8 protein-coding genes and 2 pseudogenes are annotated in these 15,037 nt (G+C 73.3%); 6 read left to right on the top strand and 4 right to left on the bottom strand.

The genetic code is table 11. The annotated features are described in order from the left end of the window. The first annotated feature begins 23 nt into the window (after positions 1-23). Positions 24-4,751, top strand: coding sequence for a hypothetical protein (locus H4F90_RS09425; protein WP_182663895.1), 4,728 nt, complete (start codon positions 24-26; stop codon positions 4,749-4,751). A gap of 51 nt (positions 4,752-4,802) precedes the next feature. Here the strand turns inward: H4F90_RS09425 and H4F90_RS09420 are convergent, their stop codons facing one another. After that, positions 4,803-5,651: a 3-hydroxybutyryl-CoA dehydrogenase gene (locus tag H4F90_RS09420; RefSeq protein WP_182663893.1), complete on the bottom strand. Its 849-nt coding sequence runs from the start codon at positions 5,649-5,651 to the stop codon at positions 4,803-4,805. A 160-nt stretch (positions 5,652-5,811) separates the two neighbouring features. After that, complete coding sequence (locus tag H4F90_RS09415; RefSeq protein ID WP_182663891.1) at positions 5,812-7,722, bottom strand: B12-binding domain-containing radical SAM protein; 1,911 nt, start codon at positions 7,720-7,722, stop codon at positions 5,812-5,814. A gap of 318 nt (positions 7,723-8,040) precedes the next feature. Here H4F90_RS09415 and H4F90_RS09410 point away from each other — a divergent pair, with 318 nt between their 5' ends. From H4F90_RS09410 to H4F90_RS09395, 4 genes and pseudogenes are all read left to right on the top strand, one after another. Next, positions 8,041-9,342: a glycosyltransferase family 4 protein gene (locus H4F90_RS09410; protein ID WP_182663889.1), complete on the top strand. Its 1,302-nt coding sequence runs from the start codon at positions 8,041-8,043 to the stop codon at positions 9,340-9,342. Between the two features lie 92 nt (positions 9,343-9,434). After that, positions 9,435-10,818 (top strand): annotated as a pseudogene (locus tag H4F90_RS09405) (transaminase). A gap of 25 nt (positions 10,819-10,843) precedes the next feature. Continuing rightward, positions 10,844-12,064, top strand: coding sequence for an ergothioneine biosynthesis protein EgtB (gene egtB / locus H4F90_RS09400; RefSeq protein WP_235972137.1), 1,221 nt, complete (start codon positions 10,844-10,846; stop codon positions 12,062-12,064). A gap of 77 nt (positions 12,065-12,141) precedes the next feature. Further along, positions 12,142-12,777: a DUF2238 domain-containing protein gene (locus H4F90_RS09395; protein WP_182663885.1), complete on the top strand. Its 636-nt coding sequence runs from the start codon at positions 12,142-12,144 to the stop codon at positions 12,775-12,777. Between the two features lie 29 nt (positions 12,778-12,806). Here the strand turns inward: H4F90_RS09395 and mnmA are convergent, their stop codons facing one another. Together mnmA and H4F90_RS09385 are read right to left on the bottom strand one after the other, a co-directional pair. Then, positions 12,807-13,958, bottom strand: coding sequence for a tRNA 2-thiouridine(34) synthase MnmA (gene mnmA, locus H4F90_RS09390; protein ID WP_182663883.1), 1,152 nt, complete (start codon positions 13,956-13,958; stop codon positions 12,807-12,809). Then, on the bottom strand, positions 13,955-14,479 hold the full coding sequence (locus H4F90_RS09385) for an NUDIX hydrolase (RefSeq protein ID WP_182663881.1): 525 nt from the start codon (positions 14,477-14,479) through the stop codon (positions 13,955-13,957). The genes mnmA and H4F90_RS09385 overlap by 4 nt, the downstream gene beginning before the upstream one ends. A 445-nt stretch (positions 14,480-14,924) precedes the next feature. Between H4F90_RS09385 and H4F90_RS09380 the strand changes: the two are divergent. Beyond that, positions 14,925-15,037 (top strand): annotated as a pseudogene (locus H4F90_RS09380) (NAD(P)(+) transhydrogenase (Re/Si-specific) subunit alpha); the annotation flags it as partial.

Raw genomic sequence — 15,037 nt, 5'->3', positions numbered from 1 at the left:
ACCCCGGACCCGAGGAACACGCCATGAGCGAACACGCGATCGTCTGGACCGTGCTGCCCCACGGATGGGTCGAGCACAAGGGTCAAAGGCGGCCCCGCCTCTCCGTCTTCGTCGCCCCCCGACTGACGCCGAAGTCGGCCCAGGAACAGCATTTGGGGGCCTTTCCCGCCTGGGTGGACTGGCCGGCCACGCTGGCCGGCCTGAAGTTCGGGCTCAGCGTGAACGGCGCAGCGGCGCTGCCGCTGGCCCGGCTGGGCGCCGTCGACGCCAGCCTCTGGCCCCAGGTCTTCCCCGAGCGGACCCCGGTCGCCGGATGGACCTTCACGGACATGGCCCAGATGCGCTGGCACAGCTATCCGACGCGCACCGTGGCCGAGACCCTGCGCTTCCACTATGCCCAGGTCGCACGCAAGCACCTGGACGAGCATCCGACCCTGCTGCCCGGCAGCGAAACCGCGCCCAGCCTCCGCGGCTTGCTTCTGGACCTGGGCCTGTTCCGGGACGCGGGCCTGCGGCCCGGCAAGGACCCGGGCTTCGAGCGGACGATGGCCCCGGAGTTCGACCAACGCGTCGAGTCGGCCAAGCGTGTCGCCATCCAGGTCGTCGACGCCAAGGGCGAGGGCCGCGAAGTCCAGCTGACGGCCTTGCCGGCGCGCTGGTCCGACGCACCCGCCACCGTGCGGGGTCTGTTCCGCAGCGAAGCCGAGTACGCCCTCTACCAGGCCGACCGCTTCTACCGCCGTCGCACGCCCCGTGCGGACGAGAAGGCCCTGCGGCGGCCGGACTTCAAGAACATCCCGCCCTCGCCCAAGGACCCGGAGCTGGACTTCCACGGCATCGTGGCCGCGCTCGGTGACCATCCCGCCCTGATGCGGGCGCTGGGCCTGGTGCTGGACTTCGCGCTGGTGGCCAAGAGCCCGATCGACACCGCGGCGGCCAAGGCTGCGGGCGGCAGCGGCCAGCTCCACCTGGTGGTCGATGGCCTGGGGGGATCGCTGCACCGCCAGCCCTCGACGGCCTGGCGGGTGCGGGGCGCGCGCTTCCTCGCGGATGCGCTCGACAGCGACCTGCGCGACGGCCTGCTGAACCTGGCGGGTGCGGGCGAACCGGTCCGGGGGCAGGCTCAGGACAAGCTCCCCAACCCGCACAGCCTGCTCGGCTTCGATGCCGACGGTGCCGCCCTCAAGACCGTGCAGTACCTGCTCAGCAGCACCAAGCTGCTCAACAAGAGCGTGCTGACCGGCAGCAGCCCAGCCGGCGAAGTGACCTACACCACCGGCGAGCGCCAGCCCCTGGCGGCCCTCCGCTCCGGCTCGATCAGCCTGGGCCGCGAAGGACGGGCCCTGCAGCTGGCGCAGCGGGCGGCACAGGTCGCCCAGAAGAACACGGACCTGGTCGCATCGAGCGTGCAGGGCCGGGACGTGGTCTTCCGGGCCGAGGACCTGCTGCGCGGCTACCGTGTCGACGTGCTCGACCGGGGCCGCTGGCGCCCGCTGCTGGCCCGGATCGGCGATTACCGCCTGCGCGGCGGAGCCCCCCTTCAGCCCTTCGGCCAGCCCCTGCCGCCGGACGAAGGCTATGTGAAGGCTGCCAGCACCAGCAGCCCGGCCGAGCCGGCGACGCCCGGTCCGGACGAGCACTACCTCCACGAGACCCTGTGCCGCTGGGCCGGCTGGAGCCTGGCCGTGCCGCGCCCGGGCCGCGCGATTCGCAACGGCGAGGCCCAGGGCAGCGGCCTCCAGACGGAGACCCCCACCGAGCTGGACGAGACGCGGGACGCCGCCGGACGCGGCAGCCCGGTCCTGGTGAGCTTCCGCGTGCCGCCGGCCAGCCTGCCGCGCCTGCGTTTCGGGCAGACCTATCGCCTGCGGGTGCGACTGGCCGATCTGGCCGGCAACGGCCTGGGCCTCGACGAGGTCGGCAGCGACGACCAGGCGCTCGAAGGCGCCAGCCAGCCCATCCCCTACGGTCGCATGGAGCCGCTGGATCCGCCGGCCCTGGTGCACCGTCATCGCGTCAGCGAGGGCGAATCGCTGGAGCGGATGGTCATCCGCAGCGGCGACAGCCAGGACGGGGTGCCGGCCTACACCGCGCAGGCCATGGGCCGCGTGATGGGCCTGCGCGCCCAGCAGGGGACGCCCCAGGACTTCGACTACCGCGCCGTCTGCGAGCGGCATGTCGTGCCGCCGAAGACCTCCCAGTGGCAGGCCGAGCAGCACGGGGGCTTCGACCGCGCCTTCGATGATGGCCGTGCCGCCGTCCTCAACCAGGCCTATGCCGTGGCGGCCCGCGAGGCCGGCTCGCTCTTCGACCGTTCGGCGGACTCGCAGATCGAGATCGTCACCCCGGCGCGACTGGCCGGCATCGCGACGACAACGGCCCTGCCGGTGCGCCTGCCGCAGCCCGATGCCCCGGCAGGGGACCGTCTGGCCGCGGGCCAGTACCTGATCCACGGCGAGGCGCTGATCGAGACGCCCTACCTCAGCGACCCGGCGGCCGGGGGGCTGGTGCTGCGCGACCTGGAAAGCCTCGGCATCGCGCTCAAGCCCCTGAACTGGCCCGACGGGGCCAGCCTGAACCGGGCGGCCGGCGAGTCCTGGGTGCTGAAGCTGCCCTTCCTGCCCGGTCGGGGCAAGGGGCCGGTCTCGCAGGACCTGATGCGCCAGAGCCTGCGCATCCTGCTGGCGGAACGGGCCATGCGCTACGACCCGACCAGCGCGCTGGAACAGCCCCTGGACGACGGGCTGCCCCAGTGGAATCCGAAGACCCGCGAGCTGACCCTCTTCCTGGCCAAGGGCCGCCAGGCGCGGCTGCGCTACGCCTGCCATGTCGACCCGGCCTACCGGGACCACTTCGCGCTGCCGCGCTGGGCCGAGAGCGCCGCCGCCGATCTCAGCGAGCGAGCCGCCGCCGGCCTGCATCCGATGATCACGCCCTACCGGACGCTGGAGCTGGTGCACGGCACCCAGCGCCCGGTCTTCGCGCCGGCCTTCGAGCGGCTCTCGGTGAGCCGCGCGCCGGGAGCCAGCACCGCGCAGCTGCATTCCCCGATCCGCTGGCACGGGCCGAGCACCGGCCAGCTGGAGATCCTGGCGGACTGGGTGGAATGGGTCGACAAACCGGAGCTGCCCCAGCCCGTGCGGCAGACCGGCACGGCCCGGCTCGCCCGCATCGAGCTGCCGCGCGAGGGCCTGTGCGAGGCCGGGGCCATCACCCAGGCCAGCGATGCCCGCCGCCAGCGCCCGCTGGGCGAGCTGGTCGAGCTTCTCGCCCGGACCGACACGGTCCGCGGCGACCTGCAGGACTTCGGCGACACGCGCTTCCGCCTGGTTCGCTACCGGATGGTGGCCAGCAGCCGCTTCCGGGAGTACCTGCCACCCGAGCTGTGGGAAGACGACGGCGACGCGCTGAAGCTTGAAGGCCCCGCCTGGGAGGAGGCGCACTACGCGATCGGCGCGGCAGACGATCCGGGCGCCCCGGTGCTGCGGGTGCAGGCCGGCCCGCTGCCGGCCGATGGCACGCGGCGGGCGGGCGTCGTGGTGCCGGCCAGCGCCCGGCCGGCCGCACCGGTGCTCGGCCCGGTGCTGCCCACGGTGCGCTGGCTGCCGCCGACCGGCGGCGCCACCCAGGCTCGCACCCGGGAGGGCAACGGCCTGCGCGTCTACCTGGAACGCCCCTGGTTCAGCTCCGGGGACGGCGAACTGCTCGGCGTGGTGCTGGCGGGCGAAGGCGTGGCGTTGGCCCAGGTGGGCACGGCCCAGGCCGAGCGGCTGACCCAGTGGGGCCAGGATCCGCTGTGGCGCAGCCGGCTGCCCAGCCCGAAGGTCAGCGCATCGGCCTTCCCGCTGGCCGTCGGCAGCGAGACGGTCAGCCTGCCGGACGGCGGCGGCACGGTGCTGGTCGTCGGTCACCGGGTGGACTGGGATGCCGAACAGGGACGCTGGTACTGCGACCTGGAGATCCAAGCCGGTCCGGCCTACATGCCCTTCGTGCGCCTGGCCCTGGTGCGCTACCAGCCGCATGCCCTGCCGGAGGCCAAGGTGTCGTCGGTGGTGATGGCCGAGTTCGTGCAACTGCTGCCACGCCGGCGCTGCACGCTGAGCCTGCCGCTCGCCACGGCCAACCCGCCGATCGGCGAATGCGCGGTCTACGGCCGCGTGCCCGAGGCCGGCAGTGCGGCGGCCGAATCGCCCTACAGCGACCTCTCCTTGATGCCGGGCTTCGGCTCCGGCCTGCCCGGCCCGGTCGAGCGCAGCCGCAATCGCATCGAGCTGGTGCTGCAGCGCCGGCCGGCGGGCAGTGCCACCGACCTGGACTGGGACGATGTCCGCGTGCTCGGCAGCGCCACGGCCACGCCGACCGACGTGCCGAAGCTGGCGCCGCAGCCGGTCCGCCAGAGCCGGCCGCTCGGCACGCTGAAGACCGAGAAGCTCGGTCCGCGGCTCGACCTCCCGCTGCCGACGCAGACGGCGCCGACGCCGAGCGCGACCCTCGTGCCGCGCGAGGGGCTGGCCGATGCCCTGCTGCGACCGGACTTGCGGCCGGAGCTTCTGCTGCTGGAAGACCCCTGCTGGACCCTGCGCTTCAGCCTGGCCGCCGGCGAACGCAGCGCCGACCATCGCCTGGTGCTGCGCGAGTTCGAGCGCTTCCACAGCGACCGCTCGATCGCCGTGAGCGTCGAGGGCCGCAGCCGCAGCCAGCGGGTGATCGAGGAGCGGCTGGTCTTCTCGACGAGCTTCGCCACGCAGTGAGGCTGGCGGCCGGCCGTCATGCGACGGCCGGCCGCCCCGCCGCGGGCGGACTCAGTAGGCGTAGAAGCCGCGGCCCGCCTTGCGGCCGAGGTGGCCGGCGGCCACCATCTCCTTGAGAAGCGGGGCCGGGCGGTATTTCGGGTCGCCGAAATCGGCGTGGAAGACATTCATGATGGCCAGCACCGTGTCCAGGCCGATCAGGTCGGCCAGGGCCAGCGGGCCGATCGGATGGTTGCAGCCCAGCTTCATGCCGGCGTCGATGTCGGCCGCGCTGGCAATGCCCTCCTGCAGCACGAAGATGGCCTCGTTGATCATCGGCACCAGGATGCGGTTGACGACGAAGCCCGGCGCGTTCTTCACGGTGACCGGGGTCTTGCCGACCCGGGCCGCGAAGTCCACCGCCAGCGCATGGGTCGCGTCCTCGGTCTGCAGGCCGCGGATCACCTCCATCAGGCCCATCAGGGGCACCGGGTTGAAGAAGTGCATGCCGACGAAGCGGCCCGGCTGCTTCATGACCGCGGCCAGCTGGGTGATGCTGATCGAGGAGGTGTTGGTCGCGATCACCGCGCCTTCGCCGGCGACGGCATCCACCTGGCGCAGGATGCGCAGCTTCAGCTCCAGGTTCTCGGTGGCCGCCTCGATCACCAGCTGGCAGCCGGCCAGGGCCGCGTAGTCGGTGCTGAGCGTCAGACGGGCCAGGGCCGCATCGCGGGCCTCGGCCGTCAGCTTGTCCTTCTTGATCAGCCGGTCCAGGCTGCCGGCCAGGGTGTCGCGGCCGCGCTGCAGGGCGGCGTCGCTGACGTCGATCATCACGACGTCCAGGCCGGCCAGCGCGCTGACCTGCGCAATGCCGTTGCCCATGGTGCCGGCGCCGATGACGCCCACGGTGGTCAAGCTCACGGTGTGGTTCTCCAGACTCGATCGGGGAAAAGGGGTCGCGGCTGGGGACCGGGGCCCGCCAGTGCGGCTGGCATCGATTGTCAGCCGTTTTTTGCACTGCAGCATGGGTCGTGCCGCCCTGTTCCGGGCCGCGACAGGCCCGGGCGGCCCGGCCGGGGATTCAGGCCGCGGGGGCCTGCAGCGCGCGCTCGATGCGGCGGCGTCCCACGGTGGGCCGGGGCACGGGGTGCACCCCCTGCTCCTGGAACCAGCCGCGCACATCGTCCTCCAGCCCCAGGCCGTGCATGTAGTTGTAGAGCGCCTTCTTCAGCGCGCGGCCCAGGGTGTCGTGGTCGGTGCCGGTCGGGTCGATGAAGCCGACGTCGTTTTTCGCGAAGTGGCCCGGCGGCAGCGGCTTGAGCGTGATGCCGTAGTCCTGCGGCCGCTGGCCGACCGGCGAATGCACGGTGCAGGCGAAGCGGTGGAAGAAGCCGCTCTGGATGCAGCCCTGCTGGAAGAGCTGGCGCACGTACTCGAGCGCATCCACCGTGTCCTGCACGGTCTGGGTCGGGAAGCCGTACATCAGGTAGGCATGCACGCGCACGCCGGCCTCGGTGAAGCCGCGCGTCACGCGAGCGACCTGCTCGACGGAGACGCCCTTCTTCATCAGCGCGAGCAGGCGGTCGGAGGCCACCTCCAGCCCGCCGGAGATCGCGATGCAGCCGCTGTCGGCCAGCAGGCCGGCCAGCTCCGGGGTGAAGGTCTTCTCGAAGCGCACATTGCCCCACCAGCTGATGGCCAGCTTGCGGCGCAGGATCTCGGTGGCCAGGGCCTTGAGCACCTTGGGCGGCGCGGCCTCGTCGACGAAATGGAAGCCGGTCTGGCCGGTCTCGGCGACGATGGCCTCGATGCGGTCGCACAGCAGCTCGGCGCCGGCGGCGTCGTAGCGGCTGATGTAGTCCAGGCTCACATCGCAGAAGCTGCACTTCTTCCAGTAGCAGCCATGGGCCACGGTCAACTTGTTCCAGCGGCCGTCGCTCCACAGCCGGTGCATGGGGTTGAGCAGGTCGAGCAGGCTGAGGTAGCGGTCCAGCGGCAGGCCGTCCCAGGTGGGGGTGCCGACCTCGGCGAAGGGGATGTCGGGCTCGGCCCAGTTCGCGTAGCGCACGGTGGGCTGGCCGTCGTCCGCCGGGGCACGGTGGAAGGTGCGGACCAGGCGCTGGCGCGAGCGGCGGCCCTGCAAGTGCTCGACCAGGGCCAGCAGCGGCCGCTCGCCCGCGTCGAGGCAGACGAAATCGACGAAATCGAAGAGCCGCGGCTCGGCCAGCTCGCGCAGCTCGGTGTTGACCCAGCCGCCGCCCAGGGCGATGGCGACCGAGGGGTCCTGCGCCTTGATCGTCTGCGCGATCCGCAGCGCGGCATAGACCGCGCCCGGGAAGGGCACGGACAGCAGCACCAGCCGCGGGCGATGACGCGCCAGCACCGCGGCGCTCAGGCGCTGCAGGCTGCGGTCAACCAGGGTCGGCGGCGCGGCCAGGGCCTCGGCCAGCGGGTCGAAGGAGGCCTGGCTGGCGGCCAGGCTCTCGCCGTAGCGGACGAACTCGAAGCGCGGGTCGACGCCGGCCTGGATGACCTCGGCCAGATCGTTCAGGTAGAGCGTGGCCAGGTGGCGCGCACGGTCCTGCACACCCAGGCTGCCGAAGGCCCAGGCCAGGGGATCCTCGCCGCCGTCCTCACCCAGGGCATGGGCCTCCAGCGTGTCGAAGCGCGGGCCTTCCGGCAGGAAGCTGCGGTTGGCGATGCGGTGGGCCAGGGTCGGGTCGCGGCCCTGCAGGAAGGCCAGGGTGCGCGGCAGGCTCAGGCGGTAGGCCTCGAACTGCGCGAGGAAGGTCTGCACCGCGGGCCGCCCGTGGGCGGCATGGTCGGCGGGCAGGGCCAGGAGCTCGGCCCGGATGGCGTCCAGGCCCGCCGGCGACAGCAGGTCCAGCGCCAGATCCAGCGCGAGGTCGGCCTGCACCGCCTCGAGGCCGCGCGATCGCAGGAAGCCCGTGAGGTAGGCCGTCGACGGGTAGGGCGTGTTGAGCTGCGTCATCGGCGGGATGAGCGACAGCACGCGCAGCGCCGGGCCCGTCGCATCCGGACAGGCTGCAGCCGACGGGACGGGCGCGGGAAGGACAGGGGGAGACGACACGGGAGGAGGCGGGGACGAGGGGGACCGGGCCGAGGCCGTCGCGAAGGACCGGCTGCCGCGCCCGATTGTCCGCGCGCAGGCCGATCCCCCCTGATCAGGCGGGACCGGAAAGCCCAGGCCGACGGTGGCCGGCATGTTGCTTGGCATGCTGCGGGCGAAGATGCCGCGCGACGGCCCGACCTTCTGCCTGCGCCCCCCTGACGACCCGATCTCCCGACCATGAAACCAGCCCTGCGCGTGCTGTTGCTCGCCGATCGGCTGTCCACCGAGGGCGGCGGCGACGCGCTGTCCGCCCACCTGCTGGCCCTGGCGCCGGCGCTGGCCGCCGCGGGCGCGACGGTGGGCCTGGCCCTGCCGCTGACCACCGCCCTGACCCAGCCCGTGCCCGAGGGCGTGACCCTGCTGCCGCTGCCGGCCGTCAGCAGCGAGGCGACGCTGCGCGCGCTGCACCGTTGGGCGCCTGATGTGGTGCATGTGCACCGCTGCGAGCAGCTTCACCTGCTGAGCGAGCTGCAGACCCTGGACGTGCCGCTGGTGCGCAGCGTCCACGACCACAACGTGCTCTGCCTGCGCGACGACCGCCGCCGCTGGCCCGGCGACCAATGCACGCGCAGCCTCGGCCTGGGCTGCCTGGCCTTCGGCTGCTCGCTGGCCGAGCCCCCGACGGTCCCGCAGGGCGGCCTGCCGGGCGGGCTGCGGCGGCTGAACACCAAGCGGGCCGCGCTCGACTTCGAACGTCTGTTCGACCGCGTGCTGGTGCCCAGCGAGTCGATGCGCAAGCTGCTGCTGGCCAATCGCTTCCACCCGGCCCCGCTGCGCGTGATGCCCGGCTGCAGCCGCTTCGACGGCAGCGAAGCGGCCACGGTGCAGCGCCCGCCGGGACGCCCCGGCCAGGAGCGGCCCCTGGCCCTGCTCTACGCCGGCGGCGCGCAGCCGGCAAGCGGCCTGCCGCGGCTGCTGCAGGCCCTCGACCAGCTGCCCGCCTCCTGGCACCTGACCGTGCTGACCACCGAGGCCGAACGTCCGGCCATCTACCGCCTGCTGCCGCGGCTGGACCGGGCCGCCTCGGTCGCCTTGCGCAGCCTGCCGCGGGAAGGCGTGCCCGCCGCGGCCTACCGGGCCGCCGACCTGCTGGTGCTGCCCTCGACGGTCGACGACCCGCGGCCTTCGCCGGCCCTGGACGCGATGGCCCTGGGCACGCCGGTGCTCGCCAGCCCCGTCGGCATGGCGGCGGAGCTGATCCGCGACGGCGTGAACGGCTTCCTGTGCGATGCCGACACCGTCCGCGGCCTGGGCGACGCGCTGCGCCGCACGCTGGAGCGCGGCGAGGACCTGGCCGACATCGGCCGCGCCGCCCAGCATCGCGTGCTGGCCTCGCACAGCCCGTCCCGGCATGCCGAGGCGCTGCTGGCCCTGTACCGCGAAGCCACGGAGCCCTGGGGCACCCTGCATCAGGCCGAGCCGCCCGCCCCCGACTGGCCCGGCCTGCAGACCGTGCGGCCGACCGGCACCGACCGCTGAGGGCCTGCCGCGGGCCTCCGCCGGCGGCTGCGGACCCGGCAATCCCCGAGCTTCAGCCTGGCGGCAGGCTCGGCCCCGAGAATGCAGCGGCCATGTCGCCCCGCGCTGCCCGCCTTCCCTTCGACCCCGATCAGCTGGCGGCGGCCCGGGCAGCCGAGCAAGCACGGTATGCCCGTCTGCGACCGCGCAGCGAAGCCTCCGCCCGGCAGGCCGAGGCTTCGCTGCTCTTCGGCCTGCCGATGCACTGGATGCGCGACTGGGGCCTGCCCTTTCCCCTGCTGATCGAGCACGCCGAGGGCGCCACCGTGCAGGACATCGACGGCCACAGGCTGGACGACTTCTGCCTGGGCGACACCGCCGCCCTCTTCGGCCATGCCCCGCCGGCCGTGGTGGCGGCCGTGCAGCGCCAGATCGCCCGCGGCAGCACGGTCATGCTGCCCAACGAGGACGCGGCCGCCGTCGGCGCCCTGCTGCAGGCCCGCTTCGGCCTGCCGCAGTGGCAGTTCGCGCTGTCGGCCAGCGATGCCAACCGCTTCCTGCTGCGCTGGCTGCGCGCAGCCACGGGGCGGCGGCGCCTGCTGGTCTTCGATGGCTGCTACCACGGCACGGTCGACGACTGCTTCGTCGACCTGGACGGAGCCGGCCGGCCGACCATGCGCCCCAGCCTGCTCGGCCAGGTGCAGGACCTGCGCGGCTCGACCACCGTGCTGCCCTTCAACGACCTGGCCGCCCTGGAGGCCGCGCTGGCCGAAGGGGACGTGGCCTGCCTGCTGGCCGAACCCGCGCTGACCAACTGCGGCATGGTGCTGCCCGAGCCCGGCTTCTGGCCCGCGGCCCGCGGCCCGCGCCCTGCTGGACCGGTACGGGGTGCCGCTGGTCGCCGACGAAACCCACACCCTCAGCGCCGGGCCGGGCGGCTGGTGCCGCGCCCAGGGCCTGCGGCCCGATGCCCTGGTCGTCGGCAAGGCCCTCGGGGGGGGCCTGCCGGGGGCGGCCTACGGCTTCAGCGCACGCTGGGCCGAAGCCGCCACGGCCGCCAAGCAGGCCGCCGCGCCCGGGCATTCCGGCATCGGCACCACGCTGAGCGGCCACCTGGCCGGCCTGGCGGCGATGCGCGCGACGCTGGAAACGCTGATGACCCCGGCCGTCTACGCCGGCATGCTGGCCCGCGGCGCGCGCCTGGCCGACGGGCTGGAGCGGCTGATCGGCATCCGCGGCCTGCCCTGGTCCGTATGCCGGCTCGGTGCGCGCTGTGAACTCCAGTTCAGCCCCGTGCTGCCGCGCAACGGTAAGGAAGCGGCCGCCTGCTTCGACGAGCCTCTGGCGGCCTGGCTGCACCTCGCCCTGCTGAACCGCGGCGTGCTGCTGACGCCCTTCCACATGATGATGCTGGTCAGCCCGGCCACGCAGGACGCGCAGATCCAGCGCCTGCTCGATGCGCTGGCCGATGCCCTCGACTCCCTGGCTGCGGCCTGAACCGCGCCCCCAACCGAACCCGCCCATGAACGCCAGCACCGAATCGGCCCTGCTCCTCGCCGCCGAGCGCCAGGCGCGCTACGCCGCCGTCCGCAGCCACAGCGTCGCCCTGGCCGCGCCGCTCTCGGCCGAGGACCAGTGCATCCAGTCCATGCCGGATGCCAGCCCGACCAAATGGCACCTGGCGCACACCAGCTGGTTCTTCGAGACCCTGCTGCTCAAGCCCCACGGCGCCGGCTACCGGACCCCGGACCCGGCCTACGCGACCCTGTTCAATTCCTACTACGAGCAGCTCGGCCCGCGCCACCCACGGCCGCAGCGCGGCCTGATCACGCGGCCCGACCTGGCCGAGGTGCATGCCTACCGCGCGCATGTCGATGCCGCCATGGAGGCGCTGCTGGCCGCGCCGCTCGAAGCGGAACTCGCCTTCCTCGTCGAGCTGGGCCTGCACCACGAGCAGCAGCACCAGGAGCTGCTGCAGACCGACATCCTGCATGCGATGTCCATGAACCCGCTGCGGCCGGCCGCCCTGCCGCAGGCGCCGCGCGCCACCGAGGCCGGGCAGCCCTTTGCGTGGATCGAGCAAGCCGGCGGCGAGGCCTGGATCGGCCACGCCGGCCCCGGTTTCGCCTACGACAACGAAGGCCCGCGCCATCCGGTGTGGCTGCAGCCTTACCGCCTGGGCAACCGCCTGGTCACCCAGGGCGAGTACCAGGCCTTCATCGCCGACGGCGGCTACCGCCGGGCGGCCTTCTGGCTCAGCGACGGCTGGGCCACGGTGCAGGCCCAGGGCTGGACCGCGCCGGCCTACTGGCTGCCCGAGGGCGCCGACGGCCAGCCCGAGGGCATCTACACCCTGCGCGGCGTCGAAGCCTTCCGGCCCGAAGCCCCGGTGCTGCACCTGAGCTTCTACGAAGCCGCCGCCTATGCCGAATGGGCCGGCGCCCGCCTGCCGACCGAGGCCGAGTGGGAAGCCGCCGCGACCGGCCCGCAGGCCGCCGCCCTGCATCAACTGCACGGCGTGGCCTGGCAGTGGACCCGCTCCAGCTACGACCCCTACCCGGGCTACCGCCCCTGGGCCGGCGCGGTGGGCGAGTACAACGGCAAGTTCATGGTCAGCCAGCTCGTGCTGCGCGGCAGCAGCCTGGCCACCCCGCCCGGCCATGCGCGCGACAGCTACCGCAACTTCTTCCCGCCCGCCGCGCGCTGGCAGTTCAGCGGCCTGCGCCTGGCACAGGACGCCTGAGCGGAGGCGCCTGCCGCGGCCCCGCCGAAGCCGGACCACCCTGGCGCCCGGCCCGGCCTGCATGCGATGCTGGGGGCATGACACGCCCTGCCCCGCCCCGCTCACCGGCGCTGCCGCTGGCCCTGATCGCGCTCGTGCTGGCGGCGCTGATCGCCTCCGGCCTGCGGCCCTTCGACCGCGCGACCTGGTGGATGGAGGTGGCGCCGGTCCTCGTCGCCCTGCCGCTGCTGCTGGCCACCCACCGACGCTTCCCGCTGACCTCCCTGCTGCAGCTGGCCATCGCGGCCCATGCGCTGGTGCTGATCCTGGGCGGGGCCTACACCTACGCCCGCGTGCCGCTCGGCTTCTGGGTGCAGGAGCTGTTCGACCTGTCGCGCAACCCCTACGACCGCTTCGGCCACCTGATGCAGGGCTTCGTGCCGGCCCTGGTCGCGCGCGAGATCCTGATCCGCGGCGCCCATGTGGCCGGCCGGCGCATGCTCGCTTTCCTGGTCGTCTGCTTCGCGCTCGCGCTGAGCGCAAGCTACGAGCTGATCGAATGGGGTGCGGCCCTGGCCCTGGGCCAGGGCGCCGACGACTTCCTCGGCACCCAGGGCGATGCCTGGGACACCCAGGCCGACATGGGCTGCGCCCTGCTGGGGGCGCTGCTCGCCCTGCTGCTGCTGGGGCGCACGCAGGACCGGCAGATCGCGGCGCTGGGCCGGGGGCGCTGAGGGGCCGGGGGCGCTGAGGGCCCGGCGGCTCAGGCCGCCGCGTCGATGAAGCCCCCACCCAGGCAGACCTCGCCGTCGTAGAGCACGGCCGACTGGCCCGGCGTGACGGCCCACTGGGCCTCGGGGAAGGTGAGCGCGAAGCCTTCGCGCGCCGGCCGCTCGCCGGCCCCGGGCAGGGTGGCGGGCTGGAAGCTGCAGGCGGCATCGGCCTGGCGGTAGCGGGTCTTGGCGGCCAGGCGGGCGCCGGGCGCGGGGGGCTCGCCGGCCACCCAGCTGGGCGCGTCGGCCTGCAGGCTGTGCTGCTGCAGCCAGGGATGGGCATGGCCCTGCACGATGACCAGGGTGTTGCGCGCCAGGTCCTTGCGGGCGACGAACCAGGCCTCATGGTCGCCGCCGCCGCGCGGCGCGCCCTTGTCCTTCACGCCGCCGATGCCGATGCCCTTGCGCTGGCCCAGGGTGTAGAAGCTCAGGCCGACATGCTCGCCCAGGCGCCGGCCGCGGTCGTCGACGATGGGGCCGGGCTGGTTGGCCAGGTAGCGGTTGAGGAAGTCGCGGAAGGGCCGCTCGCCGATGAAGCAGATGCCGGTGGAGTCCTTCTTCTTCGCGTTGGGCAGGCCGATCTCGGCGGCGAGGCGGCGCACCTCGGTCTTGGGCAGTTCGCCCACGGGGAAGAGGGTGCGCGCAAGCTGGGCCTGGTTCAGGCGGTGCAGGAAGTAGCTCTGGTCCTTCAGCGGGTCCAGGCCCTTCAGGAGCTCGTGGCGGCCGCTGGCCGGATTGAGGCGCACGCGGGCGTAATGGCCGGTGGCGATGGTCTCGGCGCCCATGGCCAGGGCATGGTCGAGGAAGGCCTTGAACTTGATCTCGGCATTGCAGAGCACGTCGGGGTTGGGCGTGCGGCCGGCGGCGTACTCGCGCAGGAAGTCGGCGAAGACGCGGTCCCTGTAGTCGGCCGCGAAGTTCACGTGCTCGATGTCGATGCCGATCACGTCGGCCACGCTGGCCGCGTCCAGCCAGTCCTGGCGCGAGGTGCAGTGCTCGGAATCGTCGTCGTCCTCCCAGTTCTTCATGAACAGGCCGACGACCTCATGGCCCTGCTGCTTGAGCAGCCAGGCGCTGACGGCGGAATCCACGCCGCCGGACAGGCCGACAACGACGCGGCGCTTGGAACCGGCGTGGCTCATGCGCTGAGCCCGTCACCGGCCGGGGGCAGGGGCGCCATGTAGAGGCTGGCATCGGCCCAGACGGCCTCCAGCGGCAGGTGGCGGCCGGCCAGATGGGCCTCGATGCTCTGCTGCACCATCGGGCTGCGGTGGCGCTCGGGACAGGCGCGCAGCTCGTCGATCGTCATCCACAGGGTGCGGACGATGCCGGTGTCGAGTGCGCGCCCCGGATCGGCCTCGCCAACCCGGCCGACGAAGGAGAAGCGCAAATAGGTCACGTCCTGTCGCCGCGCCGGACGCTGGAAGCGCGCCAGGCAGACCGGCAGGAGCGCGGTGGGGGTGAAGACGCGGGCCGTCTCCTCCAGCACCTCGCGGACCACCGCCTCCTGCAGTGACTCCCCCGGATCCAGGTGGCCGGCCGGGTTGTTCAGGCGCAGGCCCTCGGGCGTGTGCTCCTCGACGAGCAGGAAACGTCCGTCCTGCTCGATCACGGCGGCGACCGTGACGTTGGGACTCCAGCGGGGGGGGGCGACGGCACTCATGCCGGGATTGTCGGTCCCCGGCCGCCGCCGCTGGGACGCCAGGCGAAGTCCGGCCGCGGCGCAAGCGACGGTGCAGGGGACAGCGACAGTCCGCATCGTGCGGGCTTGCAACAAGGGCAGGCGAAGACCCCCCGCGCGCTGCGGGTTCGCCGCCCGCCTCCGAGCCGCGGCGCGGCAAGCCGCCCCGGGTAAGCACGAAGTGCGGGCCCAGGCGTCAGCCGGGACCGGGGGCGGCCCGGAACTTGCCGCCGGCGCAGCGGCCGGAGCGTTCCGAAGACGTTTCGACCCAAAACAGGACACATTGTGTAAGCTGCGCGCCGCCCTGGCCCTGCCCGCCTGCAGGGCTGCACGGTGTGCGGCCTCGCCGAGGTCTGCCACGGTTCTGTTTCCTGTTGTCCCTTGTACGAGGCCGCACACAAGTCGGCCCCTGCCCGGAGGAGTCCCCATGCTGATCGGAGTGCCCGCGGAAACGTCCGCAGGCGAAACCCGGGTTGCCGTCACCCCCGAGACGGCCAAGAAGCTCATTGCCCAGGGTCACCGCATCCGGCTGCAGTCCGG

The organism is Aquariibacter albus, from assembly GCF_014145335.1.
Lineage (GTDB): Bacteria > Pseudomonadota > Gammaproteobacteria > Burkholderiales > Burkholderiaceae_C > Aquariibacter > Aquariibacter albus.
The sequence above is the reverse complement of the archived record's forward strand: the minus strand, read 5'-3'. Positions and strand labels throughout refer to the sequence as shown.

Bases quoted from the DNA above. Each gene is read 5' to 3' on its own strand.
- mnmA (WP_182663883.1), bottom strand. From the start codon at position 13,958: ATGAGCCACGCCGGTTCCAAGCGCCGCGTCGTTGTCGGCCTGTCCGGC.
- H4F90_RS09425 (WP_182663895.1), top strand. From the start codon at position 24: ATGAGCGAACACGCGATCGTCTGGACCGTGCTGCCCCACGGATGGGTC.
- egtB (WP_235972137.1), top strand. From the start codon at position 10,844: ATGAACGCCAGCACCGAATCGGCCCTGCTCCTCGCCGCCGAGCGCCAG.
- H4F90_RS09385 (WP_182663881.1), bottom strand. From the start codon at position 14,479: ATGAGTGCCGTCGCCCCCCCCCGCTGGAGTCCCAACGTCACGGTCGCC.
- H4F90_RS09395 (WP_182663885.1), top strand. From the start codon at position 12,142: ATGACACGCCCTGCCCCGCCCCGCTCACCGGCGCTGCCGCTGGCCCTG.
- H4F90_RS09410 (WP_182663889.1), top strand. From the start codon at position 8,041: ATGAAACCAGCCCTGCGCGTGCTGTTGCTCGCCGATCGGCTGTCCACC.
- H4F90_RS09415 (WP_182663891.1), bottom strand. From the start codon at position 7,722: ATGACGCAGCTCAACACGCCCTACCCGTCGACGGCCTACCTCACGGGC.